Annotated in this window: 29 protein-coding genes and 1 pseudogene; 19 read left to right on the forward strand and 11 right to left on the reverse strand. The window is 64.9% G+C overall.

Annotation, left to right across the window (positions count from 1 at the left end):
• The first annotated feature begins 100 nt into the window (after positions 1–100).
• The 3 genes from QAZ47_RS03610 to msrA all read left to right on the forward strand — a co-directional run bounded on the left by QAZ47_RS03610 (position 101) and on the right by msrA (position 2,182).
• Positions 101–817, forward strand: coding sequence for a DUF1223 domain-containing protein (locus tag QAZ47_RS03610; protein ID WP_278232539.1), 717 nt, complete (start codon positions 101–103; stop codon positions 815–817).
• A gap of 84 nt (positions 818–901) precedes the next feature.
• The gene (locus QAZ47_RS03615; protein ID WP_278232540.1) at positions 902–1,222 is read left to right on the forward strand and encodes a hypothetical protein; all 321 of its coding nucleotides are present in this window, start codon (positions 902–904) and stop codon (positions 1,220–1,222) included.
• A gap of 231 nt (positions 1,223–1,453) precedes the next feature.
• A complete protein-coding gene (gene msrA, locus QAZ47_RS03620; RefSeq protein ID WP_278232541.1) occupies positions 1,454–2,182 on the forward strand; it encodes a peptide-methionine (S)-S-oxide reductase MsrA in 729 nt (242 codons plus the stop codon).
• Between the two features lie 156 nt (positions 2,183–2,338).
• On the opposite strand, the gene QAZ47_RS03625 is transcribed toward msrA, so the two are convergent.
• Entirely contained in the window at positions 2,339–3,343 is a 1,005-nt protein-coding gene (locus QAZ47_RS03625) for a cytochrome d ubiquinol oxidase subunit II (protein ID WP_278232542.1), read from the reverse strand.
• 383 nt (positions 3,344–3,726) lie between these two features.
• Positions 3,727–5,088, reverse strand: coding sequence for a cytochrome ubiquinol oxidase subunit I (locus QAZ47_RS03630; protein ID WP_278232544.1), 1,362 nt, complete (start codon positions 5,086–5,088; stop codon positions 3,727–3,729).
• 296 nt (positions 5,089–5,384) lie between these two features.
• On the opposite strand from QAZ47_RS03630, the gene QAZ47_RS03635 reads away from it, so the two are divergent.
• The 4 genes from QAZ47_RS03635 to QAZ47_RS03650 all read left to right on the forward strand — a co-directional run bounded on the left by QAZ47_RS03635 (position 5,385) and on the right by QAZ47_RS03650 (position 9,801).
• Complete coding sequence (locus QAZ47_RS03635) at positions 5,385–6,311, forward strand: ABC transporter ATP-binding protein (RefSeq protein WP_278232545.1); 927 nt, start codon at positions 5,385–5,387, stop codon at positions 6,309–6,311.
• A gap of 14 nt (positions 6,312–6,325) precedes the next feature.
• On the forward strand, positions 6,326–7,087 hold the full coding sequence (locus QAZ47_RS03640; protein ID WP_278233768.1) for an ABC transporter permease: 762 nt from the start codon (positions 6,326–6,328) through the stop codon (positions 7,085–7,087).
• 139 nt (positions 7,088–7,226) lie between these two features.
• Complete coding sequence (locus QAZ47_RS03645; protein WP_278232546.1) at positions 7,227–8,591, forward strand: IS4 family transposase; 1,365 nt, start codon at positions 7,227–7,229, stop codon at positions 8,589–8,591.
• A gap of 268 nt (positions 8,592–8,859) precedes the next feature.
• Positions 8,860–9,801: an IS110 family transposase gene (locus QAZ47_RS03650; protein ID WP_278232547.1), complete on the forward strand. Its 942-nt coding sequence runs from the start codon at positions 8,860–8,862 to the stop codon at positions 9,799–9,801.
• Positions 9,802–9,849: 48 nt separating this feature from the next.
• Here the strand turns inward: QAZ47_RS03650 and QAZ47_RS03655 are convergent, their stop codons facing one another.
• Positions 9,850–10,887 (reverse strand): phosphatidylglycerol lysyltransferase domain-containing protein, encoded by a 1,038-nt coding sequence (locus tag QAZ47_RS03655; protein ID WP_278232548.1) that lies wholly within the window; start codon positions 10,885–10,887, stop codon positions 9,850–9,852.
• Positions 10,888–11,103: 216 nt separating this feature from the next.
• Between QAZ47_RS03655 and QAZ47_RS03660 the strand changes: the two genes are divergently transcribed.
• From QAZ47_RS03660 to QAZ47_RS03680, 5 genes are all read left to right on the forward strand, one after another.
• Positions 11,104–11,610 carry a MarR family transcriptional regulator gene (locus QAZ47_RS03660; RefSeq protein WP_278232549.1) on the forward strand — a complete coding sequence of 169 codons (507 nt, stop codon included), beginning with the start codon at positions 11,104–11,106 and terminating at the stop codon, positions 11,608–11,610.
• Entirely contained in the window at positions 11,607–12,287 is a 681-nt protein-coding gene (locus QAZ47_RS03665) for a GNAT family N-acetyltransferase (protein ID WP_278232550.1), read from the forward strand. The genes QAZ47_RS03660 and QAZ47_RS03665 overlap by 4 nt, the downstream gene beginning before the upstream one ends.
• A gap of 374 nt (positions 12,288–12,661) precedes the next feature.
• Positions 12,662–13,000 carry a hypothetical protein gene (locus QAZ47_RS03670; RefSeq protein WP_278205619.1) on the forward strand — a complete coding sequence of 113 codons (339 nt, stop codon included), beginning with the start codon at positions 12,662–12,664 and terminating at the stop codon, positions 12,998–13,000.
• A 119-nt stretch (positions 13,001–13,119) separates the two neighbouring features.
• Positions 13,120–13,821, forward strand: a complete 702-nt coding sequence (locus QAZ47_RS03675) for a phosphatase PAP2 family protein (RefSeq protein ID WP_278232551.1) — start codon at positions 13,120–13,122, stop codon at positions 13,819–13,821.
• A 90-nt stretch (positions 13,822–13,911) separates the two neighbouring features.
• Complete coding sequence (locus QAZ47_RS03680; protein ID WP_278205621.1) at positions 13,912–14,181, forward strand: helix-turn-helix transcriptional regulator; 270 nt, start codon at positions 13,912–13,914, stop codon at positions 14,179–14,181.
• 32 nt (positions 14,182–14,213) lie between these two features.
• On the opposite strand, the pseudogene QAZ47_RS03685 reads toward QAZ47_RS03680, so the two are convergent.
• Both QAZ47_RS03685 and QAZ47_RS03690 read right to left on the reverse strand, forming a co-directional pair.
• Positions 14,214–14,330 (reverse strand): annotated as a pseudogene (locus QAZ47_RS03685) (EamA/RhaT family transporter); the annotation flags it as partial.
• Positions 14,331–14,815: 485 nt separating this feature from the next.
• Positions 14,816–15,676, reverse strand: coding sequence for an ATP/GTP-binding protein (locus QAZ47_RS03690; RefSeq protein WP_278232552.1), 861 nt, complete (start codon positions 15,674–15,676; stop codon positions 14,816–14,818).
• Positions 15,677–15,789: 113 nt separating this feature from the next.
• On the opposite strand from QAZ47_RS03690, the gene QAZ47_RS03695 reads away from it, so the two are divergent.
• Positions 15,790–16,575 carry a helix-turn-helix transcriptional regulator gene (locus tag QAZ47_RS03695; RefSeq protein ID WP_278232553.1) on the forward strand — a complete coding sequence of 262 codons (786 nt, stop codon included), beginning with the start codon at positions 15,790–15,792 and terminating at the stop codon, positions 16,573–16,575.
• Positions 16,576–16,763: 188 nt separating this feature from the next.
• Here the strand turns inward: QAZ47_RS03695 and QAZ47_RS03700 are convergent, their stop codons facing one another.
• Entirely contained in the window at positions 16,764–17,696 is a 933-nt protein-coding gene (locus QAZ47_RS03700; protein ID WP_278232554.1) for a CHAD domain-containing protein, read from the reverse strand.
• The gene (locus tag QAZ47_RS03705) at positions 17,693–18,166 is read right to left on the reverse strand and encodes a CYTH domain-containing protein (protein WP_278232555.1); all 474 of its coding nucleotides are present in this window, start codon (positions 18,164–18,166) and stop codon (positions 17,693–17,695) included. The genes QAZ47_RS03700 and QAZ47_RS03705 overlap by 4 nt, the downstream gene beginning before the upstream one ends.
• A 90-nt stretch (positions 18,167–18,256) precedes the next feature.
• On the opposite strand from QAZ47_RS03705, the gene QAZ47_RS03710 reads away from it, so the two are divergent.
• The 4 genes from QAZ47_RS03710 to QAZ47_RS03725 are packed head-to-tail and all read left to right on the forward strand — an operon-like array spanning position 18,257 to position 21,982.
• Positions 18,257–18,958, forward strand: a complete 702-nt coding sequence (locus QAZ47_RS03710) for a CerR family C-terminal domain-containing protein (RefSeq protein ID WP_278232556.1) — start codon at positions 18,257–18,259, stop codon at positions 18,956–18,958.
• The gene (locus tag QAZ47_RS03715; RefSeq protein ID WP_278232557.1) at positions 18,955–19,920 is read left to right on the forward strand and encodes an HlyD family efflux transporter periplasmic adaptor subunit; all 966 of its coding nucleotides are present in this window, start codon (positions 18,955–18,957) and stop codon (positions 19,918–19,920) included. Before QAZ47_RS03710 ends, QAZ47_RS03715 begins: the two co-directional genes overlap by 4 nt.
• The gene (locus QAZ47_RS03720) at positions 19,917–20,837 is read left to right on the forward strand and encodes an ABC transporter ATP-binding protein (RefSeq protein WP_278232558.1); all 921 of its coding nucleotides are present in this window, start codon (positions 19,917–19,919) and stop codon (positions 20,835–20,837) included. Before QAZ47_RS03715 ends, QAZ47_RS03720 begins: the two co-directional genes overlap by 4 nt.
• Positions 20,834–21,982 carry an ABC transporter permease gene (locus tag QAZ47_RS03725; protein ID WP_278232559.1) on the forward strand — a complete coding sequence of 383 codons (1,149 nt, stop codon included), beginning with the start codon at positions 20,834–20,836 and terminating at the stop codon, positions 21,980–21,982. Before QAZ47_RS03720 ends, QAZ47_RS03725 begins: the two co-directional genes overlap by 4 nt.
• A 70-nt stretch (positions 21,983–22,052) precedes the next feature.
• On the opposite strand, the gene QAZ47_RS03730 is transcribed toward QAZ47_RS03725, so the two are convergent.
• Entirely contained in the window at positions 22,053–23,030 is a 978-nt protein-coding gene (locus tag QAZ47_RS03730) for a threonine/serine dehydratase (protein WP_278232560.1), read from the reverse strand.
• Between the two features lie 130 nt (positions 23,031–23,160).
• Positions 23,161–23,484, reverse strand: a complete 324-nt coding sequence (locus QAZ47_RS03735) for a hypothetical protein (protein ID WP_278077043.1) — start codon at positions 23,482–23,484, stop codon at positions 23,161–23,163.
• 167 nt (positions 23,485–23,651) lie between these two features.
• Between QAZ47_RS03735 and mbfA the strand changes: the two genes are divergently transcribed.
• Positions 23,652–24,635: an iron exporter MbfA gene (mbfA, locus tag QAZ47_RS03740; RefSeq protein ID WP_278232561.1), complete on the forward strand. Its 984-nt coding sequence runs from the start codon at positions 23,652–23,654 to the stop codon at positions 24,633–24,635.
• A gap of 151 nt (positions 24,636–24,786) precedes the next feature.
• Here the strand turns inward: mbfA and QAZ47_RS03745 are convergent, their stop codons facing one another.
• A complete protein-coding gene (locus tag QAZ47_RS03745; RefSeq protein WP_278205631.1) occupies positions 24,787–25,131 on the reverse strand; it encodes an antibiotic biosynthesis monooxygenase in 345 nt (114 codons plus the stop codon).
• A complete protein-coding gene (locus tag QAZ47_RS03750) occupies positions 25,128–25,496 on the reverse strand; it encodes an NIPSNAP family protein (RefSeq protein ID WP_278205632.1) in 369 nt (122 codons plus the stop codon). The genes QAZ47_RS03745 and QAZ47_RS03750 overlap by 4 nt, the downstream gene beginning before the upstream one ends.
• Before the next feature lie 172 nt (positions 25,497–25,668).
• On the opposite strand from QAZ47_RS03750, the gene QAZ47_RS03755 reads away from it, so the two are divergent.
• Entirely contained in the window at positions 25,669–26,343 is a 675-nt protein-coding gene (locus QAZ47_RS03755) for a winged helix-turn-helix domain-containing protein (RefSeq protein WP_278232562.1), read from the forward strand.
• The last annotated feature ends 354 nt before the right edge of the window (positions 26,344–26,697 follow it).

The following is a 26,697-nucleotide window of genomic DNA, read 5'->3' on the forward strand; positions in this document are numbered from 1 at the left end:
GCCGGCCGTCGCCAATCTCCCAATCACAAACCGGTGAAGCTGTAACGAAGCCTCCTGCCACGGCGAAATGGGAGCATCGCCGCAACGGAGACTGCTTCTCATGACCGGACCAAAGACAACGCTCGGCAGGCTCGCCGGCGCGGCATTTGCCGCGCTTGCCGCCACTGTCGGTGCTGCTTCCGCGCAGCCGCTCACCGTGGTGGAGCTGTTCACCAGCCAGGGCTGCTCGTCCTGCCCGCCGGCCAATGCCAATCTGATCAAGGTCAAGGACCAGCCGGGCGTGCTGGCGCTGTCCTTCAACGTCACCTATTGGGACTATCTCGGCTGGAAGGACACGTTCGGCCGGCAGGAATTCACCCAGCGCCAGGTCAATTACGAGCCGACGCTCGGCCATGACGGGCCGTTCACGCCGCAGGTGGTGGTGAACGGCAGCGCCGACGCGGTCGGCGCCAAGCCCGGCGAGATCCAGAATTTGATCGCCCAGAGTCTGATCAATAAGGGCGGCCGCACAAAGGGTCCGGACGTCGCGCTTGCCGGCGGCAAAGTCAGCATCGGCGCCGGCAAGGCGCCAGGCGGCGCGGCCGACGTCTGGCTGGTGCGCTACAGGCGCGGCGTCGTCGAGGTGCCGGTGGCGCGCGGCGAGAATACCGGACGCACGCTGCCGCACGCCAATGTCGTGCATTCGCTGCAAAGGCTCGGCCGCTGGAACGGCCAGGCGACGACGCTGCCGCTGCCGGCGGCAAGCGGGGGCTTAAGCACCGCGGTGCTGGTGCAGAGCCCTGGCGGCGGGCCGATCCTGGCCGCGGCCACCAACTGATCATCCTTTTCGCGCGGCGCCGCAGGTCGCGGCAACGCATTCAACGGGCCCGCATGCGCGCGCCACAACCCAAGGAGACTATCCATGACCAAATTCCTGACGGCGCTCGCGCTTGCGCTCGCAACCTTCGCCGCCGGCGCCCGCGCCGACGACGCGACCAACGCCATGAAGCCGGCCAACGCCATGGCCACCGACGCGATGAAGCCGGCGACGGATGCGATGAAGCCCGCAACGGACGCAATGAAACCGGCCGATGCCATGAAGCCCGATGCGATGAGCACCGAGGCGATGAAGCCCGCCACCGACGCAATGAAGCCCGCGGATGCGATGAAGCCTGCGACGGATGCGATGAAGCCGGTTACGGATGCGATGAAGCCGGCGGACGCTATGGCTCCGGCGCAGTAAGGTCGCCCTATGGCTTGCGACGCTCCCTTACCCAGCCTCCGCTTCGCTCGGCTGACCTCTCCCGGGTGGGGAGAGGAGATCGCCGACGCCGGCGCCAGCCTCTTCTCCCTCGGGGAGAAGGTGGCCCGAAGGGCCGGATGCGGGGGAGCGCCGCGAGCCGCCGCACGGCAAAGTGAGACCCTCTCGGCGGCTTCTCTCGTGTATATTGGAACAACAACAAGGAGATCCGACATGAACGGCATCGACAAAAAGACGGCGCGGCGATCGCTGGCTCCGCTTGCGGCGCTGGTGCTGACGGCGGCGGCCGCCGCATTCTGGCAGACGCCGGCCCGCTCGGCCGAGGACGCGGTGGTGATCCCGCCGCCGGCCGTGGACGAGAAGGCGGCGAGCGGCACCGAGAAGGCCATCTTCGCGGGCGGCTGCTTCTGGGGCGTGCAGGGCGTGTTCCAGCACGTCAAGGGCGTCAGCAAGGCCGTTTCCGGCTACACCGGCGGCAGCGCCGAGAACGCCGTCTACGAGGTCGTCGGTACCGGCCGGACCGGCCACGCGGAATCGGTCGAGATCACCTACGACCCGTCGAAGGTGACCTATGGCCAGCTCCTGCAGGTCTATTTCTCGGTCGCGCACAATCCGACGCAGCTCAACTACCAGGGGCCGGACCAGGGCACACAGTACCGCTCGACGATCTTCGCCGAGAACGACGAGCAGAAGAGGGTGGCCGAGAGCTACATCGCCCAGCTCGACAAGGCCAAGGTGTTCGGCAAGCCGATCGTAACCACGCTGGAGACCGGCAAGACCTTCTATCCGGCTGAGGACTACCATCAGGACTTCCTGACGCTGAACCCGACCTATCCCTATATCGTCTATAACGACCTGCCGAAGATCGAGAACCTGAAGGCGCTGTTCCCGCAGCTCTACAGCGAGAAGCCGGTGCTGGTGCTGGCAAGTAGCAAGAGCTGAGTACCTAATCTCCCCCTCGAGGGGGAGATGTCGCCGAAGGCGACAGAGGGGGTCGCCGCGCGTGGAGTGCCGGCCTTCAGCATGACGTCGGCGATCTATGTGAGACGACCCCCTCTGGCCTGCCGGCCATCTCCCCCTCAAGGGGGGAGATCACATTCAATCATACGTCAGATCCGTCGCCTTCCCGCCGAACACGCGATAGGCGTAGAACGAATAGAAGATGATGATCGGCAGCACGACGACGACGCCGGCCAGGATGACCGCCAGGCTTTCCGGCGCTGAAGCCGCCTGCCAGATCGTCAGCCTGTCGGGCACGACATAGGGATAGAACGACCAGGCGAGCCCGGCGAAGCCGAGCGTGAAGATGGCGGCCAGGGTGAGGAACGGGCGGAGCGCGTGCCGGTCGTTCGGCTTCGGCAGATGGAAGGTCTGCCGCCACAGCCCGAGGAACAGCAGCGCCGACGCGATCGGCAGCGGCGAGAGATAGAGGAGCTCCGGCCAGAGGAACCATTTGTCGAAGATGCGCGGGCTGGCGAAGGGGGTGGCCAAGGACACCGCCACCATGCCGAGCGCCGTCAGCACCAGCGTGGTGCGCAGCCAGCGCACGGCCTTCACCTGCAATTCACCCTCGGTCTTGTAGATCAGCCAGGCCGAGCCCATGGCAGCGTAAGCCGCCGACAGGCAGAGCGCCACCAGCGCGCCGAAGGCCATGCCGCCAAAGCCGACATCCAACCCGAGCACATAGACGCCCAGCATGTAGCCCTGCGCCAGCGAGGCGGTCGCCGAGCCCAGAAAGAAGATGCGGTTCCAGCGCTGCTTCTTGCCGGCCGGCACCTTGGCGCGGAAATCGAAGGCGACGCCGCGCAGGATCAACCCGACCAGCAGCACGAAGACCGGCAAATAGAGCGCGGTCAGGATGGTGCCGTGCGCCATCGGGAAGGCGACCAGCAAGAGCCCCACCGCCAGCACCAGCCAGGTCTCGTTGGCGTCCCAGAACGGACCGATGGCCGCGATCATCGTGTCCTGCTCGGCATCCTCGGCGGCGGCGAACAGGATGCCGATGCCGAGATCGAAACCGTCGAGCACGACATAGATAAGGATGGCGAGGCCCATCAGGCCGGCGAAGATCAGCGGCAGCGCGGTCGGCCAGTCGAAACTCATCTTTCTTCTCCCCGCTCATCAGAGCCGTTTAATCTCGACGTGGTCGGGTGAGCCTCTATCTCCGAGGCATTCGGTTGTGACCTATTGTCGAGGTCGGCGCTGCCCCTCATCCCCCTGCCGGGACCTTCTCCCCGTATAGTGACGGGGAGAAGGGGACCGGCCGCAACCTCGGCGCTCGTTCTGCAACGCTGGTGATTGGCGAAACCCTTGATGACGGCGCCCCTCTCCCCGTCACTATACGGGGAGAGGATGCCGGCAGGCAGGTGAGGGGCGGCGCCGGCGCCCGATTGAAGTGCCGAAACAAACCGTAGCGATCGCTGATCTCTATCTATTCGTTCTGGCATGATATCTCCCAAGCCGGACACTGCGCTGACCTTTGGAATTCACTCCCCGGCAGCCGGCTGCGACAAAGCCGCGTTCATGACGCCCGGCAGCGGCGAGGTGTCGCCGTCCTTGGCCGCCTTCAGCGCCAGATGCACCAGCACGCCGAGATAGGCGATCAAGAGCAGCACATAGAGAATGAGATAGACGGCCAGGGTCAGCGCCACATGGCTGCCGGCGACGGGGCCGACGGCGTCGGCCGTCTTCAGCACGCCGGTGACCAGCCAGGGCTGGCGGCCGATCTCGGTCGTGTACCAGCCGGCTAAAGTCGCCAGCCAGCCGGACAGCGCCATCGGCACCATGATGAGCGCCAGCGGCTTCGGCAGGCTGTGGCGGCGCTTGAGGAAGAAGGCCGCCGACCAGGAGACGATCAGCATCAGTATGCCGGTGCCGACCATGACGCGGAAGCCCCAGAACACCGGGAAGACCGGCGGATGACTGCCCGGATAGTCGTTGAGGCCGGGCACGACGCCGCTCGTCGAGTGGCGCAGCACCAGGCTGGCGCCGTCGGGAACGGCGAGCTCGAACCTGTTTTCCTTGGCCGCCTCGTCGGGCAGGGCGAACAGCACCAGCGGCACGTTGGGACCGGTGTTCCAGTTCGCCTCCATGGCGGCGATCTTCTGCGGCTGGTGCGCGAGCGTGTTCAAGCCGTGCTGGTCGCCGGCAAAGATCTGGATCGGGATCAGGATGGCGGCGGTGAAGACGCCGGTCCGCAGCGCCTTCCACATCGATTCGGACCGGTCGCCGTAAAGATAGCGCATCGCCGACAGGCCGGCGATCAGGAAGGAGACCGTCAGGCCGGAGGCGAGCAGCATGTGCACCAGCCGGTAAGGCATGGACGGGTTGAAGACGATCGCCCACCAGTCAACGGCATGGGCCTTGCCGTCGATCATCTCGAAGCCGGCCGGCGTCTGCATCCAGGAGTTCAGCGCGATGATCCAGAAGGCCGAGACCGTCGTGCCGCCCGCCACCAGCACGGTCGCCAGCGTGTGGATGCGGTTGGAGACGCGGCGGAAGCCGAACAGCATGATGCCGAGGAAGGCCGCCTCGAGGAAGAAGGCGGTGAGCACCTCATAGGCAAGCAGCGGCCCGGCGATGTTGCCGACGGTCTCCATATAGCCCGGCCAGTTGGTGCCGAACTGGAAGCTCATGGTGACGCCTGAGACGACGCCCATGGCGAAGGAGAGCGCGAAAACCTTCACCCAGGTGAAATAAGCGCGCATCCAGGCGGAGTCGCCTGATGCGTTGTAGCGGAGCTTGAAGAAGAGAAGCACCCAGCCAAGTGCAATGGTGATCGCCGGAAACAGGATATGGAACGAAATATTCGCGCCAAACTGGATACGCGACAGAATGAGCGGGTCCATGCTCGGCTCCGGCTGCAATTTATGCTTGAAGGATAGGCTTCAAACACGCGTCGGTCAAAGCGGCGCGGCGTCACGCGAGGCGCGTTGTCGCAGTGCCAGACGCGACGCCGCGCCTGCATGAATAATCCTGCCACGTGACAGCTTGCCGACGCCACGGGCACCCCGCGACGGCCGTTGAGCCGCCGGGCGGCGAGCGTGACTGTCCAGAGCTGTCAGCAGCGCTGCAAATTGCCGGTTTGAATAAACCGGCATCCGACCTATATGAGGTCACGTTTTCCAGCCGGCCATATTTCAGCATGTCATCCATCATCTCGATTTCCGGTGTCACGAAAACCTATGCCACCGGCTTCAAGGCGTTGAAGGAAATCAATCTCGACATCGAGCGCGGCGAGATCTTCGCGCTGCTCGGGCCGAACGGCGCCGGCAAGACGACGCTGATCTCGATCGTCTGCGGTATCGTCAACCGTTCCTCCGGCACCGTCACCGTCGACGGCCACGACATCGGCAGGGACTACCGCGCGGCGCGCAGCCTGATCGGGCTGGTGCCGCAGGAGCTGACCATCGACGCCTTCGAGACGGTGTGGGCGACGGTCAATTACAGCCGCGGCCTGTTCGGCAAGGCGCCGAACAAGGATTTCGTCGAGAAGGTGCTTAGAGACCTCTCGCTATGGGAGAAGAAGGACGCCAAGGCGATCACGCTGTCGGGCGGCATGAAGCGCCGGCTGATGATCGCCAAGGCGCTGTCGCACGAGCCACGGGTGCTGTTCCTCGACGAGCCGACGGCGGGCGTCGACGTCGAGCTGCGCCAGGATATGTGGGCGATGGTACGGCGGCTGCGCGAGGACGGCGTCACCATCATCCTGACCACGCATTACATCGAAGAGGCCGAGGCGATGGCCGACCGCGTCGGCGTCATCAATCGCGGCGAGATCATCCTGGTCGAAGGCAAGGCCGAGTTGATGCGCAAGCTCGGCCGCAAGCAGATGACGCTCGAGCTGCGCGCGCCGCTCAAGGCCATCCCCGAGGGTCTGTCGCGCTATGCGCTGGAGCTGTCCGCGGACGGCAACGAGATCACCTATACCTATGACAACCAGAGCGACCGGCCGGGCGTCGCCTCGCTGATCCGCGACTTCGAGGCCGCCGGCCTCCAGTTCCGCGACCTCGATACCAAGAACAGCTCGCTCGAAGAGATCTTCGTCAATCTTCTGAGGCAAGAGCCATGAACAGGCACGCGGCCATGAACCTTCGTGCGGTGTGGGCGATCTACCGGGTGGAGATGGCGCGTGCGTTCCGCACGGTGCTGCAGAGCATCATCTCGCCGGTGATCTCGACGTCGCTTTATTTCGTCGTCTTCGGCTCGGCGATCGGCTCGCGCATCAACGAGATCGACGGCATCAGCTACGGCGCCTTCATCGTGCCGGGCCTGATGATGCTGTCGCTTCTGACGCAGTCGATCTCGAACGCGTCCTTCGCCATCTATTTCCCGAAATTCGTCGGCTCGATCTACGAGCTGTTGTCGGCGCCGGTGTCCTATCTCGAGATCATCCTCGCCTATGTCGGGGGCGCCGCGACCAAGTCGATCATGCTCGGCCTGATCATCCTGGGCACCGCGGCGCTGTTCGTGCCACTCAGGATCGAGCATCCGTTCTGGATGATCGCCTTCCTGGTGCTGACGGCGGTGACCTTCAGCCTGTTCGGCTTCATCATCGGCATCTGGGCAAAGACCTTCGAGCAGCTGCAGCTGGTGCCGCTCCTGATCGTCACGCCGCTCACCTTCCTCGGCGGCAGCTTCTATTCGATCCACATGCTGCCCGGCATCTGGAAGACGATCACGCTGTTCAACCCGGTCGTCTACCTGATCAGCGGGTTTCGCTGGAGCTTTTACGGCAAGGCCGACGTCTCGGTCGGCGTCAGCCTCGGCATGACGCTGGTGTTCCTGGCGGTCTGCATCACGATCGTGGCCTGGATCTTCAGGACGGGGTACCGGTTGAGGAATTGAGCGACGTTGTGTTCCGCGCGGGGCCAACGCAAGCCTTCGAGATTGGCCGTAACGATTATCCCGTCGTCATCCTCGGGCTTGACCCCATAGGCGCTAACTTAGGCTTGACGGTGATCGTGGTGAGTGATTCACCATGGTTATGAGCGATTCGCTGCAAGCGTTGGATTGGGACGAGCTGGTCGGACGATTGGGCTCGGCGGAAGAGTTGGAGACCAGCGCGCGGGAGGCTGGGGCGCTGCTGCGCAAACGGCAGGTGGCTAGCGCTGCTGACCTGCTGCGGCTGTGTTTTGCCTATGTGCTGGGTCGCTTCTCGCTTCGGATGCTGGCTGGTTGGGCCGAGCAGCGGGGAGTGGCGTCGATGTCCGACGTGGCGATGCTGAAGCGTCTGAAGGCCAGTGCTGATTGGGTGGGCGGCCTGGTTTCGGAATTGCTTGCCGAGCGCTGCCCCGAAGCCTTCGCCGGCTTGTACGGAGGCCTGCGGATGATGGCGGTGGACGCCACGGTAGTTGCGCCGCCTGGTCCCAAGCGGGTTTATTGGATGGTGCACACGGTGTTCGATCTTGCAACGCTGAAGCTCTGTTCGGTGGAGGTCACGGATCGCCATGAAGCCGAGCGGCTGTCGCGCGGCGCCAGGGCTGGAGAGCTTCGGATCGCCGACCGTGCCCACGCCAAAGCCGACGATCTGGCTCGGGTAATCGAGGCAGGGGCTGATTTTCTGGTTCGTGCCCCTTCAAACTATCCACGCCTGCTGGATGGCCAAGGCCGGCTATTGGATCGCTTGGCGCTGTGCCGTGAAGCGGGCAAGAAGGGCGTGCTCGATCTTTCGGTGGGCGTCCAGGACGGCAAGTCCAGGGTCGCGATACCCGCTCGGGTGGTGATCCTGCCCATGCCGCCCGAGGCGGCTGAGAAGGCCAGACGAGCGGCGCGCCGTTTGGCGGCCAAGGCGAGATACAAACCCAGCCAGGCCGGCATCGAGATGGCCGGCTATCTGGTGCTGTTGACATCGCTGCCGCCGGATGACTGGCCGCCTGAGCGGCTCGCCTCGACCTATCGTCTGCGATGGCAGATCGAGCTGGCGTTCAAACGCATGAAGTCGCTGGTGGGTCTGGAAGATCTCCGCGCAAAGGATCCCGACCTGGCTCGCCTGTGGATCAACACCGCTCTGCTGGCCGCCCTGCTGGCCGAAGATGACCTGCCGGCCCTCGATCCCGAGGCGCCGGACTCTCTCCCCTGGCCGCCTGAACCGATCCGCCCTGCCGATCTGGCGTCTCGTGGCCTTGGCAATCTCCAACATCTCGATGGCTGTATTACTGGGGCCTACCAGGTTGATCTCCCTCGACCTGCTGCTCCACCGCTTGCGCGAACCACCCCGACGACGACGCGCCATCGCACATCGATTGCTAAGTTAGCGCCTATGGGGCTTGACCCGAGGATCCATCCCGTGACTTCGACGCGCTGCCTCCGGTGCAGAATCCTGCTCCGCTGCACCCTTCGATCTAGGTAACGGCATGGATCCCAGGGTCTCCGCGACGGAGCTTACGCTCCTGCTTCGCCTTGGGATTGTTTGAGAAGGATCGGGTAGTTTGGCGGCCGGGACTGCGGCCCATCACAGCCAGCAGTCCCGGCGGCAGGCGACCGTCCCTGGGACCGGGTAGCACCCGACGTCATCAAGGTCCCTGCCGTCTTTGTCCGCCATCGCTTGGAGAGTTGATTGGCCGCTGGCTCACGCCACGCCCGCAAACAATCCGAAGCCCTTTAAGGATACCACCAGCATGGCCTTCCTGCATCAACAACCGCAATTGTGCCTCGGCTTCGACATCGCCAAGGACACCATCACCGTCTGTGACGGCGCCACCACCCGCACTATCGCCAATCAGCGGCGCACGATCCGTGCCTTGCTCAAGAGCTACAAACACATCGACCTTGTCGTGTGCGAGCCGACCGGCGGCCATGAAAGCCTGCTGCTCGAGGAGTGCCTGCGCGCCGGTATCGCCTGCCATCGTGCCGACACGCTCAAGGTCGAGAGCTTCATCCGCTCCTACGGCACGCACGGCAAGAGCGACGCCATCGATGCCGGCATGCTTTGGGCCTATGGCCGTGAGCGCTGGGATAAGCTGTGCCTGTGGCAGGCTCCAGACGCTGAGGAGATCCGCCTGCGCGCCTTGGTCCGCCGCCGCCAGGAGCTCATAGCCCTCAGGGGCGCCGAGAAGAACCGCCTCAAGGCTCCCGGCGGCCGCGAGCTCGCCGCCTCCTTCAAGGCGCTGATCAAAGTCATCGACAATCAGATCAAGGCCATCGAGGCCGACATCCGCGAGCTCGTCGCCAACAGCACCACCCTCAAGCACCGGGCAGCCATCTGCACGGCCATGGACAGTCTCGGCCCGATCGTGGCGGCCAAGCTCTTGGCCACCTTGCCCGAACTGGGGTCCATGACACGCCGCAAGGCTGCAGCCCTTGCAGGGCTCGCGCCTCATCCAAACGACAGTGGCCAAAAACACGGCTACCGCAAAATCCGTGGCGGACGACCAGAGGTCAGGAGCATGCTCTACATGCCCGCCTTGCACGCCGCTGCCGGAAGGGGCGAGTTCGCAGCCTTCTACAAACGCCTTCGCGCCAACGGCAAGAAGCCAATGGTGGCCATCGCCGCCGTCATGCGAAAGATCATCGTCACCCTAAACGCTAGGCTTAGAGACGCCTCGATCCTTCAGAGTTGATGACGAAGCCGCGAGGTTTCATCAAATCGCCAAGGTTGGCGATGTTTTCTAAATCGCCTTGATCAGCCGCAAAAGCCCCAGCATCTCCATCAGCGTCCCTTTCCGGAAGGCGATGTAGGTCGGCTCCTCCTGCCCGTGGAAGCGGCGCTTGAAGGCGGCCTGGCCTTGCAGGTTGAAGCGCGAGCGGTTGACCCAGGGCGACTCGTAGGCGCGCTGGAAGGCGCCGCGCCAGAAGCTCGATTCGGCAAAGCCGCTCGGCGCGACATCGAGCAGCGGCGACAGGCCGAGCGTGACGACCGAGATGCCCTCGTCGCGAAAGCGGTCGACGGCGAATTTGGTCAGGCCGATCTCGGCATGCGGCGTGGCGTCGACATGCTTACGCTTGAAGGCGGTGGTGTAGCCGATGACCTTGCCGTCACTGAACAGCGGATCGAAGTCGAGGATGGCGACGAGCTCGCCCTCCGGATCATGGAGAACGAAGCGGCGCATGTCGGCGCCGAGATGGTCGGCGAAGGGGCGGTTGAGGAAGCCCATCTCCCAGCGTTTGACGATGCGCTCGCCGCGCCAGTTCTCGGACAGCCGCGACACCTCGTCGAGGAGCATGTTTTTCCTGTCCTCGGCGAAGGTGAAGCCCTTCTTCGCCAGCCAGCGCTCGGAATAGCGCACGGTCTCGTTGCGCTTGCCGGAGAAATCATGCGCCGGCAGCTGCAGCCTGGTGTCGACGCCCAGCCGATTGACCTGATAACCGAGCCCGGCCAGCACCCTTGCGGTCGCGGCGCTTATCTGCACGAACCAGGGGCCGCCGGCGGCCTCGACGAAGCGCTTGATGTAGCCGGGCCGTTCCGCCGGGTCGACCACCGGATCGCCAAGCGCGAAATGGTGCTTCATCTTGGTGCCGAAGGCGATGTAGCCGTCGCCGTCGCTGAAATAGGACAGTTTCTGCTGCACGGCGGTGGAATAGGCGAGCGAGAAGTCGCCATGCCGCCGCACCAGCGCCAGCCGCTCGAGATGCGTCAGCTCCCGCTTCGGCACCTTGGGCGCCGCGCCTTCAAGAAACCTGTCGATATGGATGCGCAGGGAGGGCATGAGCTTCCGCGTGCCGATGAACAGAGACCCGCAGCCCGCGGGCCTCGAATCAGTCGCCTTGGCGCGACCGACTGTCGGTCATGTCGCGCCAGCGCCATATAGGATGCTATGGGCGGCGAATGAAGAGGAAATGTCCGAAGGCTTCACGGTGCCGTGCAGCTTGACTTTCCATGTGTTGTTATATAACTAGTTATCGTTATTTCGATGAGCTCGGCCATGGAAGACATATTGCGATCCCTCGGCTTTCTGTGCCTGGGCAGCAGGCTGAAGCGCATCGGCGAGCAATTGCAGGCCGATACGCAGCGCGTGCTGGATCAACTGGATGTGCGGATCCAGTCGAGCCAGTACCCCCTGCTCGCGGCGCTCGACAGGCTGGGGCCGCTGCCGGTCGGAGAGCTGGCGCAATCGCTCGGCGTCGCGCAGCCGGGTGTCACGCGGGCCGCGTCGCTGCTCACCGAGCTGGGCGTGGTCGAGGTCACGCAATCGAACGACGACCAGCGGCGCAGGATCGTCTCCTTGTCGGCAAGCGGCCGGCGGCTGGTCGATGCTGCGAAGCGCGACGTCTGGCCGCGCATCGAGGACGCCGTCGCGGAATTGTGCGCGGACCTCTCCGGGCCGCTGCTTGGCCAGCTCGCCGCCATCGAGGATCGGCTGGCCGCGACCTCGCTCGACCGTCGCGCTGAGAAAGCCAGGGCCGTTGCGCCCAAGGCCGTCGCGCCATGAAACACGTTCTCGACCGCCCCATCTGGAGCGCGCTTGCGACGCGCCACCAGGCCTTCGCGGAAGGCGACAGCCTCGCCCGGCGGTATCGGCCATCGATCGTTCCTTTCGCCGCCACCGCGATGGACGACGAAGAAAGCCTGCGAGCTCTGGGCAAGCTGCTGCCGCCGCTTCAAAGCTCGATCGTGGTTCAGACCGATCCGATCGTCCTGCCCGCGGAAGTTTCCGCGGTCTCGACAGCGACCTTGGTGCAGATGACAGCCGAGCGGCCGATGCAGGCCGTATCCGACGAACGGGTGCAACCACTGACACCCGACGATGCGGCCGAGATGCTTGCCCTGGCCTCGCTCACCAAGCCCGGCCCGTTCACGCTGGAAGCCTTGAGCCTCGGCGAGTTCTGGGGCGTGAAGATCGGCGGAAGGCTCGCGGCAATGGCCGGCGAGCGCATGAAGCAGCCCGGCTACTCGGAGCTCAGCGGCGTGTGCACGCATCCCGATTTCCGCGGCGGCGGCCTTGCCAGACTGCTGTCGCTGTTCGTGGCAAACCGCATCATGGCGCGGGGCGAGGTTCCCTATCTCCACGCCTATGACAGCAACGCACCGGCCATCGGGCTCTACGAGTCCATCGGCTTCCGCTTGAGAACCACCCTGAACATGGCCGTGGTTCACCGCGCTGGGTAGCTGGGGTTGCGGATGCCCATCGCTTCGTCATCAAATGGCGAGGTGGCTGGAACTGTGACCCGTCGATCCCTAAAGGCGGCCGATCACATTTTCGTGACATCGGCGTGATTAAGCAGGGCCGATTTGCCGGCTTGGTTCGGCTACGACCGTGCAGTCATCGGGTGCCAATCGCTGGCGGCAACTTCGCGACGCGAGTCAACCGCAGCCTCGCGGCACCGGCGCGCCGACCGGGGCCGGGCGCATTTTTGCGACATCCGACTTCGATCCCTTGGCAGCGCGCCTTCGCCCTATCCTCCAGCTTGACGGCTCCACGCACTTCGGAAACAAGAACGGCGACGGCCGCGGCAAAGGCCGCTTCGAGAGGGGAGGAAACCGTGAGTTTCTGGGGATTGGCGCAGCTCGGCATCTCGACCGTGATCTTCCTGCTGGCGGCAACCGCGGCCAAGCAATGGGGGTTGGCGCCGAGCCTGGCCAAGATCCTTTTGACGCTCGCCCTCTATTCGGCCGGCAATCTGATCATGCTGCGGCTGATCCGCGAATTCGGCATGTCGGTGTCGTTCAGCCTGTCGGCGGTGATCCAGCTGGTGTCGGTGAATGTCGTGGCGCTGGTCTTCTTCGGCGAACGATTGAATGCATTGCAGGCCACGGGCGTCGTGCTGGCGATCGCGGCCGTCGCTCTGATCACGCTCGGGCCCTATATGCAGCGGCTGTAGCCGGACCTGGAGCGTTTCACCGTTTCACGGAAACGGGGACCGCTCTATCTCTTTGTTTTGACGCAATTCCGGACGGAAAACCGTTACATACTTTTCCTGGAATTGCTCAAAGGCCCCCAATGAAATCGACCGCCAACGCGCTGCTCAACAGGATAGAATTCCCGGTGCTTTTGGCCGGGCTGGTGATCGCCGCCGGGCTATGGGGCCTGGTGGAACTCATGGAGGCGGCGCGCGCCACCAGCCCGCACGCCTTCGACACGGAAATCCTGCTCGCCTTCCGCCATGCCGGCCAACCGGACAGTCCGATCGGCCCGCCATGGCTGCAAGGCGCGATGCGAGACATCACCGCGCTCGGCAGCACCGCGGTGCTGGTGCTGATCACGACCGCGGCGATCGTCTACTTCCTGCTCATCCGCCGACCGGGGACGGCACTGTTCGTGTTCGTTTCGGTGGCCGGCGGGCAGGTGGTATCCAGCCTGCTCAAGCATGAGGTCGACCGGCCGCGGCCCGATCTCGTCTCGCATCTGGTCAACGAAACCTCGCTGTCCTTTCCCAGCGGCCACGCGATGCTGTCGGCGGTGACCTATCTCACGCTGGGCTCACTCGCCGCGCGGTTCCTGCCGAACCGCAGGACGAAGATCTTCGTGCTCGGCTTCGCCGTGCTCACCACGGTGCTGGTCGGTACAAGCCGCGTCTATCTCGGCGTGCATTGGCCGTCAGACGTGCTTGCCGGCTGGTGCGCCGGCTTCGCCTGGGCCATGCTGTGCTGGCTTGCGGCGCGCCTGCTGCAGCGGCGCAAGGTGGTGGCGGACGGCGAGTGATCCCCCGCCAATCCTTTTGAATGATGCCTTGGACATTGTAATGTTTATACTGTACATCGATATTGCACGTTTTGACATGGATACAGGTCGATGATGACTGCCGCACAGATGCGCGCTGCGAGGGCATTGGCCGGTATCGACCAGCGAACGCTCGCCGAGCGCGCCGGGGTTTCGCTTCCGACAATACAGCGCATGGAAGCGAGCGAGGGCGTCGTCAGGGGCGTCGTCGATTCGCTGATGAAGGTCATCCAGGCACTCGATCTGATCGGGGTGGAGCTGATCGGCGAGAACCAGGCCAGCGAGCGCGGCGGCCGGGGCGTTCGCCTCAAATCGACCGCGGCGCAGACCCAGCAGGGCTGAGCCGCGGTCGCTATCAAGCCAACGGACAATCGTCAAACGGCCGCTTCGATCGGCTCGGCAAGTTTCGGGTTTGCGCGCGCGGCGATCAGGCAGCCGGCGACGATCAGGCATGCTCCTGTCAGGGTGGTCCAGGCCACTTCCTCGCCGAAGGATCGTGCCGGCGATCATCAATGGCGGGCCAGGACTGGTGGTGACGGTCGCCGGCGCTGTCGTCCAGACGTTCAGCTTTCGCGGTCGACGCGGAGGGCAGTATCGCAGCGGTCTATACCGTCCGCAATTCCGACAAGCTGGCGAGGATCGGCAGGCCGAAGTGATGCGCAGGGCGAGGGGTAACCTCAGAGTGCCGCTGCAATGCCAGAATCCGAAACGCTGGCGGGACAGCGCCCCCCTCTGGCCTACCGGCCATCTCCCCACAAGGGGCCACAAGGGGAAGATCGGATGTCTCGCAGGCTTTCGCCAATCGCCAACGCTGCAGGACGAGCGAGGCGCCGAAGCCGCCAACCTCCCCCCACATGTGGGGGAGATGTCCGGCAGGACAGAGGGGGGCGCGAAGGAACGCGGCGCTACAGTGCCTTCTTGATCGTCCCACCCAAGGTCTCTGCTCATGCTTGGCCCTGGCAGTAGCGCGACTGGCTCAATCCAGCGACAGCGCCGCAACCGCGCCTTCGTTCATCAGTGGGACATAGATGGTCGAGTTGCCGTCCGTGCCGATGTCGGCGCTGCCCGGCTTGAACTGCGCTACCGCTGTCGGCGCGCCGCCGGCCTTGTAGCTGTAGAGCGTGCCGGTCATGTAGGCGGTGGCGTAGATGGTGTCCCCGATGGCGACGACTCCGTCGAGGTCGGCGAAATTCTGTGCGCCGGGCAAAGCCGTCACTTTCCTGCTCGACAAATCAACCGCCAGCAGGCCGCCGGGCTCCACGGTGCTGAAGTCGGGCTTGATGCCCTTGCCCCAGGACGCGACGATCAATCTCTCGCCGTCGGCGAAGACGCCGTTGGGCGAGGCGAGCAGCGCATCCTTGACGAACAGCTCCGGCTTGTCGCCGTCGATGCGGTAGATCGTGTCGGCCAGCATGTCCGTGACATAGACCTTGCCCGAGGCATCGGCCGTCATGTCGTTGAGGAAGACGGCCCCCGGCACATCGATGCTGGAGACCAGCTTGCCGCTGGCGAGATCGACGACGCGGACCTTGGTGATGTCGGCGGCGTAAAGCTTGCCGCCCGAGATCGCCATGCCCTTGGGCGCGTCCATGCCGTCCACCCAGTGCCCGGCGATGACCTTGCCGTCCATGGACAGCAGCGACAGATAGCCGTTGCCGTCCGCTTTGCCTGGATTGCCGACGATGTTGGACACGACGATCCGCTTGTTGGCGGCATCGACCAGCGCCGATTCCGGCTGCTCGAAGCCGCCGGCGCGCCAGACCTCGCCGGCCTGGGCGGCGGGAGCCGTTACGATGCCGGCGACGGCAAGAAGGATCGAAGCGATGAGGGTCTTCATGATTGCTCTCCCGTTGTGATGAGGAAGAGCTAGTTTTTTCGATACTTTTCCGGAAGGCGGTTCGCGCCTAGTATCGAAGATCGATACGAATTCACGCAAACGAGGTGCATTCCATGAACGGTCCGATCTTCGAGGCGCTGAAACGGACGCTCAAGGCAAAGGGCCTGACCTACCGGACGCTGGCCGAGCGCATGGGTGTTTCCGAGCCGACGGTGAAGCGCATCTTCCACGAGCGCAACTGCAAGCTCGACCGGCTGATGGACATCTGTGCCGCCGCGGAAGTGGAACTGGAGAACGTGCTGGGTTCGATGAGCCGGGGGCCGGGGCCGGCCAACCACGTCGCGCCCGAGATCGAGCGCAGGCTGGCCGCGCGGCCGGCGCTGCTCTTCGTCTTCATCATGCTCACCGAGAAATTCACGCCCGAAGGCATCATGCGCTCGCAGGGTCTCAGCGAAGCCTCGATGTTCCTCTATCTGCGCGATCTGGAAGAGCTCGGGCTGGTGGCGCTCGGGCGCGGCCTCTCGGCAAGATTGCTCGTCGAGACACCGATCCAGTGGGATTTCGAGGGGCCGCTGAAGCCGCATTTCGAGACGACCAACAAGAACTTCATCGGCTGGGCGATCGGCCATATGGAACGGCAGGCGACCTTCGTCAGTTTCTCGCGGCGCATGCGACCGGAAACGGCCGAGATGGTGCGGCGGGAGGCTGAGGATCTCGCCGAGCGCGCAAGGCTGCTTGCCCACCATGACCAGCACACCACGCCGGAAGACCAGCTCGTCGGCTACAAATGGACCTTTGCCTTCGGCGCGACGCCGTTTCCGGCGATCATGCCGATCGGACCGCATCCGCGTGATGCGGGGGCAAAGGCGGCGAAGGAGAAACGGGCGCTGCCGGCATAGCTCCCCCTTCTCCCCTTGTGGGAGAAGGTGGATCGGCGCGCAGCGCCTCGACGGAAGAGGGGTGTTCCAGCTTGTCCGAAGCGCTCGTCCAAAGCCGCAATCGCCAACGCCTCATTCCCTGGAACACCCCTCATCCGTCGCCTTCGGCGACACCTTCTCCCACAAGGGGAGAAGGACAGGCGCCGCGCCTAAGCCGCTTTCGCCTCCTCATGCGGCGGCGCGAGATCGTCACGCGCCTTGCGCGCGAGCTTCTTGGCCGAGCGCTTGGGGCTGTCGCCGAACAGATCGGCGGCATCGGCAAGGCAGGCCTTGCCGAGGCTCCTTTCCGAACGTTTCAGGAGCTTGCGCAGAAGCTTGGTGTCTTCTGCCGGGCCGAGCGGCTCGCCGTCGGCGGCAAGCAGCGCGCGCATGACGAAGACGTCATGCAGTTCGCCGAGCAACTCGCCGAGCTTGTCGACCGCCTTGCGGCGCGCCTTGATCGGCGTCGGCCACAGGCGCCCCAGCAGCGACAGATGCATCGAGTGCGTCTTGGCCGCCTTGCGCAGATCGTGAAAATCATCGGCCTCGCCGCGCGAGCCGGCCTTGTCCAGCGCCTTTTTCGCGCGCCGCAAGGTGGCGCGGGCGCCCTCGGCCAGTATGTCGGCCGCCTGCTCGGGCTGGTCCGGCAGGAACAGCCTGTCGATGCGCTCCAGCCCCTCGCGGCAAGCAGCGACCGCCGCGTTTATGGCGGCGTCGAGACCAGGGCCGGCATGGAGCTCATGCTGGCGCAACACCAGCCGCTCGCGGACGGCGTCGAGGCCGCCGCCGGCGGTCTGCTCCGGAAAGGCGGAGGCCAGGCGGTCGATCGTCTCGATCAGGGCGGTCGCCTCGCGCGGACCGGCAAGCAGCGCCGATACCTGCTTATAACATTCGTTTTCGGTCTGGCAGAACGATTCGTCTCCGGAACGAACCAGGCGCAACAAGGCCCGCAGGCTCTTCAGCCGCTTGCGGCATTTGTGCAGCCCCTGCTCCGGCTTGTCGCGCGCCGTCTCGAGATGGCCGAGCGCCTTGCCGATCTCGTCGGCCAATATGCGCCTGACCTCGCCAGTCAGCGGCAAGCGCGGATCGATGCGAAAGCTCATGCGGCGATCTCCGGAATCCCCCCGAGGGCCAGCGACGCGTTGTAGAACCTCGACTCGCCGGTGACCTCGCGGCCGAGCCAGTCGGGGAGCATTTCGTCAGGTACGTCCTCCGGCGTCTCCAGCTCCGCGACCACGAGCCCCGAAAGCACTCCGCCGAACACATCGACTTCATAGAGATAGCCGCGGTGTCTAACATGGTGGCGTGTCTTCTCGATGACACGCCCAATGGCGAACGCCATCATCTCCTCGGCCTCGCGGAGAGGGATCGCATATTCGAACTCGTCGCGCTCGCGCGCCCTGTCGCCGAACTTCAGCGTCAGCTTGGCGGAGCGTTCGTCGCTGATGCGGATGCGCACCGTGCGGCCGGGCTGCGCGGCGACGTAGAATTGGCGAATGCGGATAGCCGCCTCGACCAGGCTGCGCCAGGCGGGATCAGAGACCAGGAACTTGCGCTCGACTTCCTTGCCCATGGCCGCGCACTAAAGCGCGTGGAAACCGACATGGCAAGCCGGACCGAGAATCAATTTGACTTTAATCAATCGATTGATTAAACAAACGGCATGAGCAAGCAAACGACCGCCAAGCGGCCGCCACGCGAAGCCTCTCCCGCCGATCAAACGCGCGCTGCGCTGGTGCAGGCGGCGCTCAAGCTGTTCGGACGGCACGGCTTCGACGGCACCTCGACACGCGAGATAGCGGCCGAGGCGAAGGCCAATATCGGCTCCATCGCCTATCATTTCGGCGGCAAGGAGGGCCTGCGCGCCGCCGCCGCCGACTTCATCGTCGAAACCATCCAGGGGATCGCCGGCCAGGCGCTCGGGGCCCAGGCGGCCGCCCCCACAAACCCGGAGGCGGCGCGGGCGCAGCTCTTCGCCGCGCTGGAGCGGATGGTCGGCTTTATCGTGGCAAGCCCGCAGGCCGGCGAGATCGTACAATTCGTACTCCGCGAGCTGTCGCATCCAACGGCGGCGCTGGACCGTATCTATGCCGGCGTGTTCGAACCGACGCACCGCCGGCTTTGCCGGATCTGGGAGCAGGCGACCGGCGAGCCGGCCGAGAGCGAGGCCACGAAGCTCACCGTGTTCACCATGATCGGGCAAGTCATCTATTTTCGCATCGGCCGCGAGGCGGTGCTGCGCAGGATGGGCTGGCGCGAGATCGGCAACAAGGAGGCCGCCAAAGTGGTGGCGGTCGCGACCGACAACCTCAGGGCAATGCTGGCGGCACGCGACGCGGCCGCCGGCAAGAAGGGCAAATCATGAGTTTTCTCTGTTCGCTGCCGCTTGCGGCCCAGCTGTTCGGCGCCTGCGCACCGGCCGCACCGCTCGCCGTCGGCTATGTCGAAGGCGAATATGTGTTGATGGCACCGATCGAGGTGGCCCAGGTGGCGACGGTCGGCGTCAAGCGCGGCGACCGCGTCACGCCAGGCATGCCGGTGGCGACGCTGGAGGATGCCGACGCCAAGATCGCCGTGGCGCAGGCTGAGGCCGCGCTGGCTCAGGCCGAGGCGCAGCTCGCCGACCTGCAGGTCGGCAAGCGGCCGGATGAGATCGCCGTGCTCAAGGCGCAGGTCGACATGGCCAAGGCGCAGGCCGCCGACGCCAAGCGCAAATACGACCGCGCCAGCGACCTCTACAAGCGCGGCACCGGCACCCAGGCCGACTATGATACGGCTTCGGCTTCGCTCGAGACGGCCAACGCCCAGGTCGGCCAGGCCGAAGCCAACCTCGCCGTCGGCGGCCTGCCGGGGCGCGCCGAGACGATCAAGGCGGCCGAAAACCAGGTCAAGCAGGCGCAATCGGAATTGGGGCAGGCCAAGTGGCGCCTGTCCAAGCGCGTGCTGGCGGCGCCTTCGCCGGGCCGCATCGACGACGTGATCCGCAATCCCGGCGACACCGCCGGGCCGACCGCGCCGGTGCTCTCGATGCTGCCCGACGGCGCCGTAAAACTCAGCGTCTATGTGCCTGAGACTGCCTTCTCCTCGGTGAAGGTCGGCACGCGGCTCAGCGTGCGCTGCGATGGCTGCGGGCCGGACCTCAAGGCGCGGGTCAGCTATGTCTCGCCCGATCCGGAATTCACCCCGCCGGTGATCTACTCGCTGGAGAACCGGCAGAAGCTGGTCTATCTCGTCGAGGCGCGTCCGGAGGGCGATGCCGGTCCGCTGCAGCCCGGCCAGATCGTCGATGTCGACCTGGCTGATCTCGGGGCGGACCGGCAAAAATGAACGTCATCGACGTCCGCGGGCTGGTCAAGCGGTTCGGCAACAAGACCGTCGTCGACCATGTGACGATGACCGTCGCCGAGGGCGAGATCGTCGGCTTCCTCGGGCCGAACGGCTCGGGCAAGACGACGACCATCCGCATCATGTGCGGGCTTTTGACGCCGGACGAGGGCGAGGGCACGGTGCTTGGCTTCGACATCCGCGCCGACTCGCTCAAGATCAAACGCGAAGTCGGCTACATGACGCAGAAATTCTCGTTCTACGAGGATCTGACGATCGGCGAGAATCTGGAATTCGTGGCGCGGCTCTATCAGCTGAAGCCGGTCGAGGAATATGTATCGCGGACGCTGCAGGAGCTTGGCCTGAGCACGCGCCGCAATCAGCTGGCCGGAACGCTTTCCGGCGGCTGGAAGCAGCGGCTGGCTCTGGCCGCCTGCATCATGCACAAGCCGAAGCTGCTTCTGCTCGACGAGCCGACGGCGGGCGTCGACCCGAAGGCGCGACGCGAGTTCTGGGACGAGATCCACAGGCTGGCGAGCGGCGGGCTGACGGTGCTGGTCTCCACCCACTACATGGACGAAGCCGAACGCTGCCACCGCATCAGCTATATCTCCTACGGCAAGCTGCTGGCCACCGGCACGGTGGACGAGGTGGTGAGGAATGCCGGCCTGACCACCTTCGTCGTGCAGGGGCCGCGCCTCGACCGGGTGGCCGAAGCGCTCGATGGCCGCCCGGGCGTCGACCAGGTGGCGCCGTTCGGCGCCACGCTGCACGTCGTCGGCTCCGACAAGGCGGCGCTCGAAAAGGCGCTTGCCGACGTCGAGAAGGAGCACAAGGGCGTGACGGTGACGCCGGGCGAGACCAGCCTGGAAGACGTGTTCATCCAGTTCATGGCCGGCTCGAAGGACAACATGACATGAAAGATGGCTTCGGAGCGGTCTTTTCCTTCGCGAGGCTCGGGGCGCTCTTGATCAAGGAATTCATCCAGATGCGGCGCGACCGCATCACCTTCGCCATGATGCTGGGCGTGCCTTTGCTGCAGCTCGTGCTGTTCGGCTTCGCCATCAACAATGATCCAAAGAGCCTGCCGACGGCGCTGGTGGCGATGAGCAACGACCAGTATACGCGTGCCATGGTCTCCGCCCTGCAGATGACCCGCTACTACCGTTTCGACCATGTAACCGAGAGCGCGGCCGAGGCCGAGATGCTGATAGCCAAGGGCGCCGTCTCCTTTGTCGTCACCATCCCGGCCGACTTTGCCAGGCGCGTCGAGCGCGGCGACAGTCCGCAGATCCTGATCGAGGCCGACGCGACGGATCCGGCGGCGGCGAGCGGGGCCATTTCGACGCTGGGCACGGTGGCGAGCCAGGCGCTGCTGCGCGCCCAGGGTATGCAGGCAGCGGCCGCCGAGTCGGCCAAGCAGCAGCTGCAGGTGGTGGTGCACCGGCGCTACAACCCTGAAGGTATCTCGCAATACAACATCGTTCCGGGCCTGCTCGGCGTCATCCTGCAGATGACGATGGTGATGATGACGGCGATGGCGCTGACCCGGGAGACCGAGCGCGGCACCATGGAGAACCTGCTGGCCATGCCGTCCAGCCCGACCGAGATCATGCTGGGCAAGGTGCTGCCTTTCCTCGTCGTCGGCGCCGTGCAGATGACGGTTGTGCTGGTGGCGGCGAAGCTTCTGTTCGGCGTCCCGTTCGTCGGCAGCCTGACGCTGCTGCTCTCCTCGGTGCTTGTCTTCGTGCTTTCGCTGGTGCTGCTCGGCTACACCATCTCGACCATGGCGCGTTCGCAGATGCAGGCGATGCAGCTTACCTTCTTCTTTTTCCTGCCGTCGCTGCTGCTCTCCGGCTTCATGTTCCCCTATCGCGGCATGCCGGGCTGGGCCCAGATTTTGGGCGAGATCTTCCCACTGACGCATTTCCTGCGCATCACCCGCGCCGTGATGCTGAAGGGCGCGGAATTCAATGCGGTCGCGACCGAGGTCGGCTGGCTGGCGGTTTTCGTGGCGGTGTTCGCAGGCGTAGCATTGGCGCGGTTCAGGAGGACGCTGGACTAGGCGTTTTTGCAGCGCACGCCCTTTTTATGCTGGCGGGACAGCGGCGCTTCCGGCCTGCGCGCGGCAGAACCTACACCGCCGCCATAATCTCCGCATAGGTGGCGAAATCGACATTGCCGCCGGAAAGCACCACGACGACGCATTTGCCGGCGAGGTCGATTTCGCCGGATGAGAGCGCGGCGAGCGCGACGCAACCGCCAGGCTCGACCACCAGCTTCAGGTAGGCCATGGCATCGCGCATCGCCTGCGCGGCGGCCTTGTCGGAGACGGCGATGGCGCCGGCGAGGTTCCGGCGGTTGATCTCGAAGGTGATGGCCCCGGGCTCTGCGGTGAGGAGCGCATCGCAGATCGAGGTATGGCCGGGTTGGTTCGAGACCCTTTCGCCTTTGGCCAGCGAACGGCGCGTGTCGTCGAAATGCTCGGGCTCGACCGCCCAGACGGCGGTGCGCGGCGAGGCGTCCTTGACGGCGACGGAGATGCCGCTCGACAGCCCGCCGCCGCCGCAGGGGATGACCACCGCGTCGAGGCTGACGCCGAGCGTCTTCGCCTGCTTCATCAACTCCAGCCCGATCGTGCCCTGGCCGGCAATGATGGCCGGATCGTCGAACGGCGGCACCAGCACCATGCCCTTCTCGACATAGGGGCGGACGATGGTCATGCGGTCGTCCCTGTAGCGGTCGAACGGCACCACCTCGGCGCCCATCTTGCGCACATTGCCCACTTTCAGCGCCGGAGCGTCGGCCGGCATGGCGATGACCGCCTTGACGCCGAACATCGCGGCGGACGCCGCGACCCCTTGCGCGTGGTTGCCCGAAGAGAAAGCGACGACACCGCGACCGCGTTCCTCCTCGGTGAGCGACGACAATTTGTTATAGGCGCCGCGGATCTTGAAGGAGCCGGTGCGCTGCAGCGTCTCCGGCTTGAACAGGATGCGCCCGCCATAGCGCTCGTTGAGCTCGGGCGATTCGATGAGCGGTGTTTCCACGGTCAGGCCGGAAAGCCGCGCGGCGGCGGCCTGGATGTCGGAAATGCCGGGTAGGGTGGTCATCGTGTGAGGTCTCGCGGAGGATCGGACCACCCATGCTGCACGCAAACTGTGCCGACGCGCCAACGAAAAAATGTGATGGAGACAATGTTGGTGATGGTTGTTACGGCGGCCGTCCCTTCGAGGGGCAGCCTCACCCCAACAACGTCGGCGTCCGCTTCTTGCCGCCCAGCTTGCGCCAGCTGTTGAAGCGGTGGGTGGCGGCGGCAAACGAGATCTTCATCTGCTGGGCGACCGTATAGCGGGACTTGCCCTCGTCGAACATGCGGTAGCAGCATTCGACGCCCTCGTCGGTGAGCTTGCCGTCCGGCGTCTTGTTGTGCGGATTGGCGGGGTCGAATTTTTCGGCCTGCTGCTCGACCAGGCCCTTGAGGCGCTGCAGGTCGGCCTCGATGCTGGCGATGAGATCGAGAACAGGCTTCGGGTCGAATGCGTGCGGGGGCTTCTTGTCCGTCATCCCTTGTTTCCTTCGATTTTGGCTTATGCACAATATAGGTGAACATTCGGCAATAATGAAGTGGGAACGCCGGATCGGCGAATTCTGTCTGCCTTGCGTCGTCCGTGATTGACCCTCGGCCCGCGAAACCCTAGTTTAGAACCATTCTAAACTAGGGTGATTTTCTCATGCTTTCCCGTGTTTTCGGCTTCGGCCGCCGCTCCTTCGATTCGTTGTCGGAGCAGGAGATCCTGGCGCTGGCGATATCGTCGGAGGAGGACGACGGGCGCATCTACCGCGCCTATGCCGACGGGCTGGCGGAAGACTTCCCGCAATCGGCCAAGGTGTTCGAGGCAATGGCGGAGGAAGAGGACGGCCACCGCGATTCCCTGATCGAGCTTCACCGCAAGCGCTTCGGCGAGCGCATTCCGCTGATTCGCCGCGAACATGTCAGAGGCTATTACGAGCGCAAGCCGGACTGGCTGGTGCGGCCGCTCGGCATCGAGCACGTGCGCCGCCAGGCCGAGGACATGGAGCGGCAGGCCTACCGCTTCTATGTCGAGGCGGCCAAGCGCACCACCGACGCCTCGACGCGCAAACTGCTCGACGATCTGGCCATGGCCGAGCTCGGCCATGAGAATTCCGCGCATGAGCTGGAGCAGACGCATGTCCCGGGCGAGGTGAAGGAGGAGGAGGCAAGCGCCGAGCAGCGGCAGTTCATCCTCACCTACGTGCAGCCGGGGCTCGCCGGGCTGATGGACGGGTCGGTGTCGACGCTGGCGCCGATCTTCGCGGCGGCGTTCGCGACCCATGCGACGTTCCAGACTTTTCTCGTCGGTCTTGCCGCTTCGATCGGCGCCGGCATCTCGATGGGCTTCACCGAGGTGGCCTCCGACGACGGCAAGCTTTCGGGGCGCGGCTCGCCGCTGAAGCGCGGGCTGACGGTCGGCCTGATGACGACGCTGGGCGGGCTCGGCCACGCGCTGCCCTACCTCATCCCCTATTTCTGGACGGCAACCATCGTCGCCGCGATCGTGGTGTTCTTCGAGCTCTGGGCCATCGCCTTCATCCAGAACCGCTACATGCAGACGCCATTCTGGCGCGCCGCATTCCAAGTGGTGCTGGGCGGCGCGCTGGTGTTCGGGGCAGGCGTGCTGATCGGGAATGCGTAGCGCTGGCTCTCCTTCTCCCCTTGTGGGAGAAGGTGTCGCCGAAGGCGACGGATGAGGGGTGTTCCAGGGAACGCCAGCGTCTGAGCACCCCTCATCCGTCTCGGCGCTGCGCGCCGATCCACCTTCTCCCACAAGGGGAGAAGGGGGAGCCTTATCCGTTCACCGCTCGGCTGTCCTCAGGCGCCTCGGCCCTCTCATGCAGCCCGTAGTCGCGCACGACATGGGCGATGCGGAGACGATAGCCGGCAAAGATTCCACCGCGGCCGGCCTTCTGCGCCTGGCGGTGCTCCTCGGTGTTGCGCCAGGCCTTCACCGCATCCTCGTCGCGCCAGAAGGACAGCGAGAGCACGCGTTTCGGATCGGTCAGGCACTGGAAGCGCTCGACCGAGATGAAGCCGTCGATGCTTTCGAGCAGGGGCTTAAGCTCGGCGGCGATGCCGAAATAGGCATCGCGCTTTCCCTCCGCCGGCTCGACCTCGAAAATGACAGCGATCATGCCTCTATCCCTTCCCTGACCGTTACGCCGGTATCGAAAGCCTTCATCGGCCCATGCGGGCCCGACACCAGTTTCAGGAAGATACGGTCTTCCTTCAGGATGAATTTCTCGCGCCGCGCGAACTCGTAGTTTGCCTTGCCGACGGGGTCGGCGGCAAGGCGGGCGCGATAGGCTTCGTAGGCCGCGAGGTTCTCGATGCTGTAGGCCGCATAGGCCGTGGTGGCCGAACCCTCATGCGGCGCAAAGTAGCCGATCAGGTCGGCGCCGCAGCGCGGGATGGCCTGGCCCCAGGCGCGCGCATATTGCTCGAAGGCGGCCTTGCCGAACGGATCGATCTCGTAGCGGATGAAGCAGGTGATGGTCATGTCGGTCTCTCCTTCGGCGGTTGGCTGTTTGGCGACGACGGTTCGATCATGGTCGAAACATCGCTTCACTCGGTGTGCTAGGCATTCTTGTGTCAGGAGCGTTTGCCTCGCTCCTTGAGCCGACATGAGAATAGTGCTTCCCTGGCGGGAATGCTTCGATAAGGATCGAACCATGCGTGAAGGACCCGATATCGCCCGCATCGCCAGCCTGGTCGGCGACCCGGCCCGCGCCAACATGCTCAACGCGCTGATGGGCGGCACGGCGCTGACCGCGTCGGAACTGGCGCTGGAGGCCGGCGTGTCGCTGCCTACCGCGTCCTCGCATCTGTCCAAGCTTATGGATGGCGGGCTGCTGACGCTGGCGAGCCAGGGACGCCATCGCTATTACGGCCTCGCCGGCCCGCAGGTGGCGGGCATGATCGAAGCGATCATCGGCGTGGCCGAAGCCGTCGGCCCGAAACGGGTGCGGCCCGGCCCGCGCGACGCGGCCATGCGCGTGGCGCGTGTGTGCTATGACCATCTTGCCGGCGCGCAGGCGGTGGCGATGCTCGACCGCCTCGTCGACAGGAAGGTGCTGCTGCGCGACGACAACCAGATCAGGCTGTCGCCGTCAGCCGTTTCGCATTTCGCCGCGCTCGGCGTCGAGATCCATGCCAAGGCCCGGCGGCCGGTCTGCCGCGCCTGCCTCGACTGGAGCGTGCGGCGCACGCATCTGGCCGGCGCGCTCGGCGCCGCCATCCTCGACAAGGTCATCGCCGAGAAATGGGCGCGGCGCGAGAAGGACAGCCGCGCCGTGGTGTTCTCGCCAAAGGGCAAGCAAGCGTTCGAGAGGGTGTTTCTCTCCTAGGCGGCCAATTTCGCGATGCTGGCCGGACAGCATGGCAGCTTCGCGCATGATCGTCCAACGCAGCGCTGGTCGACCCCCACTCCGTCTCGGCTTCGCCGAGCCACCTCTCCCCCGATCGACGGGGTAGAGGAAAGGCGCCAGGCTTTTTGCCGTCAACGCTCGTCCAGCAAGGCTTCCTTCCTTTCCCTCCGGAGGGGGGAAAGGTGGCGCTGCGAAGCAGCGACGGATTGGGGGAACCACGTGGCAATCAAGCCGCGGCCGGTAGTGTGCTGAGAGTTCTGCAAATTCGCTGAGAGAGGGCGGTCATGGCAGGCTGGTGATTGTTCACGTCACCTGATTCCCGCGAAGGAACGC

It is taken from the genome of Mesorhizobium sp. WSM4904, from assembly GCF_029674545.1.
Classification (GTDB): Bacteria; Pseudomonadota; Alphaproteobacteria; order Rhizobiales; family Rhizobiaceae; genus Mesorhizobium.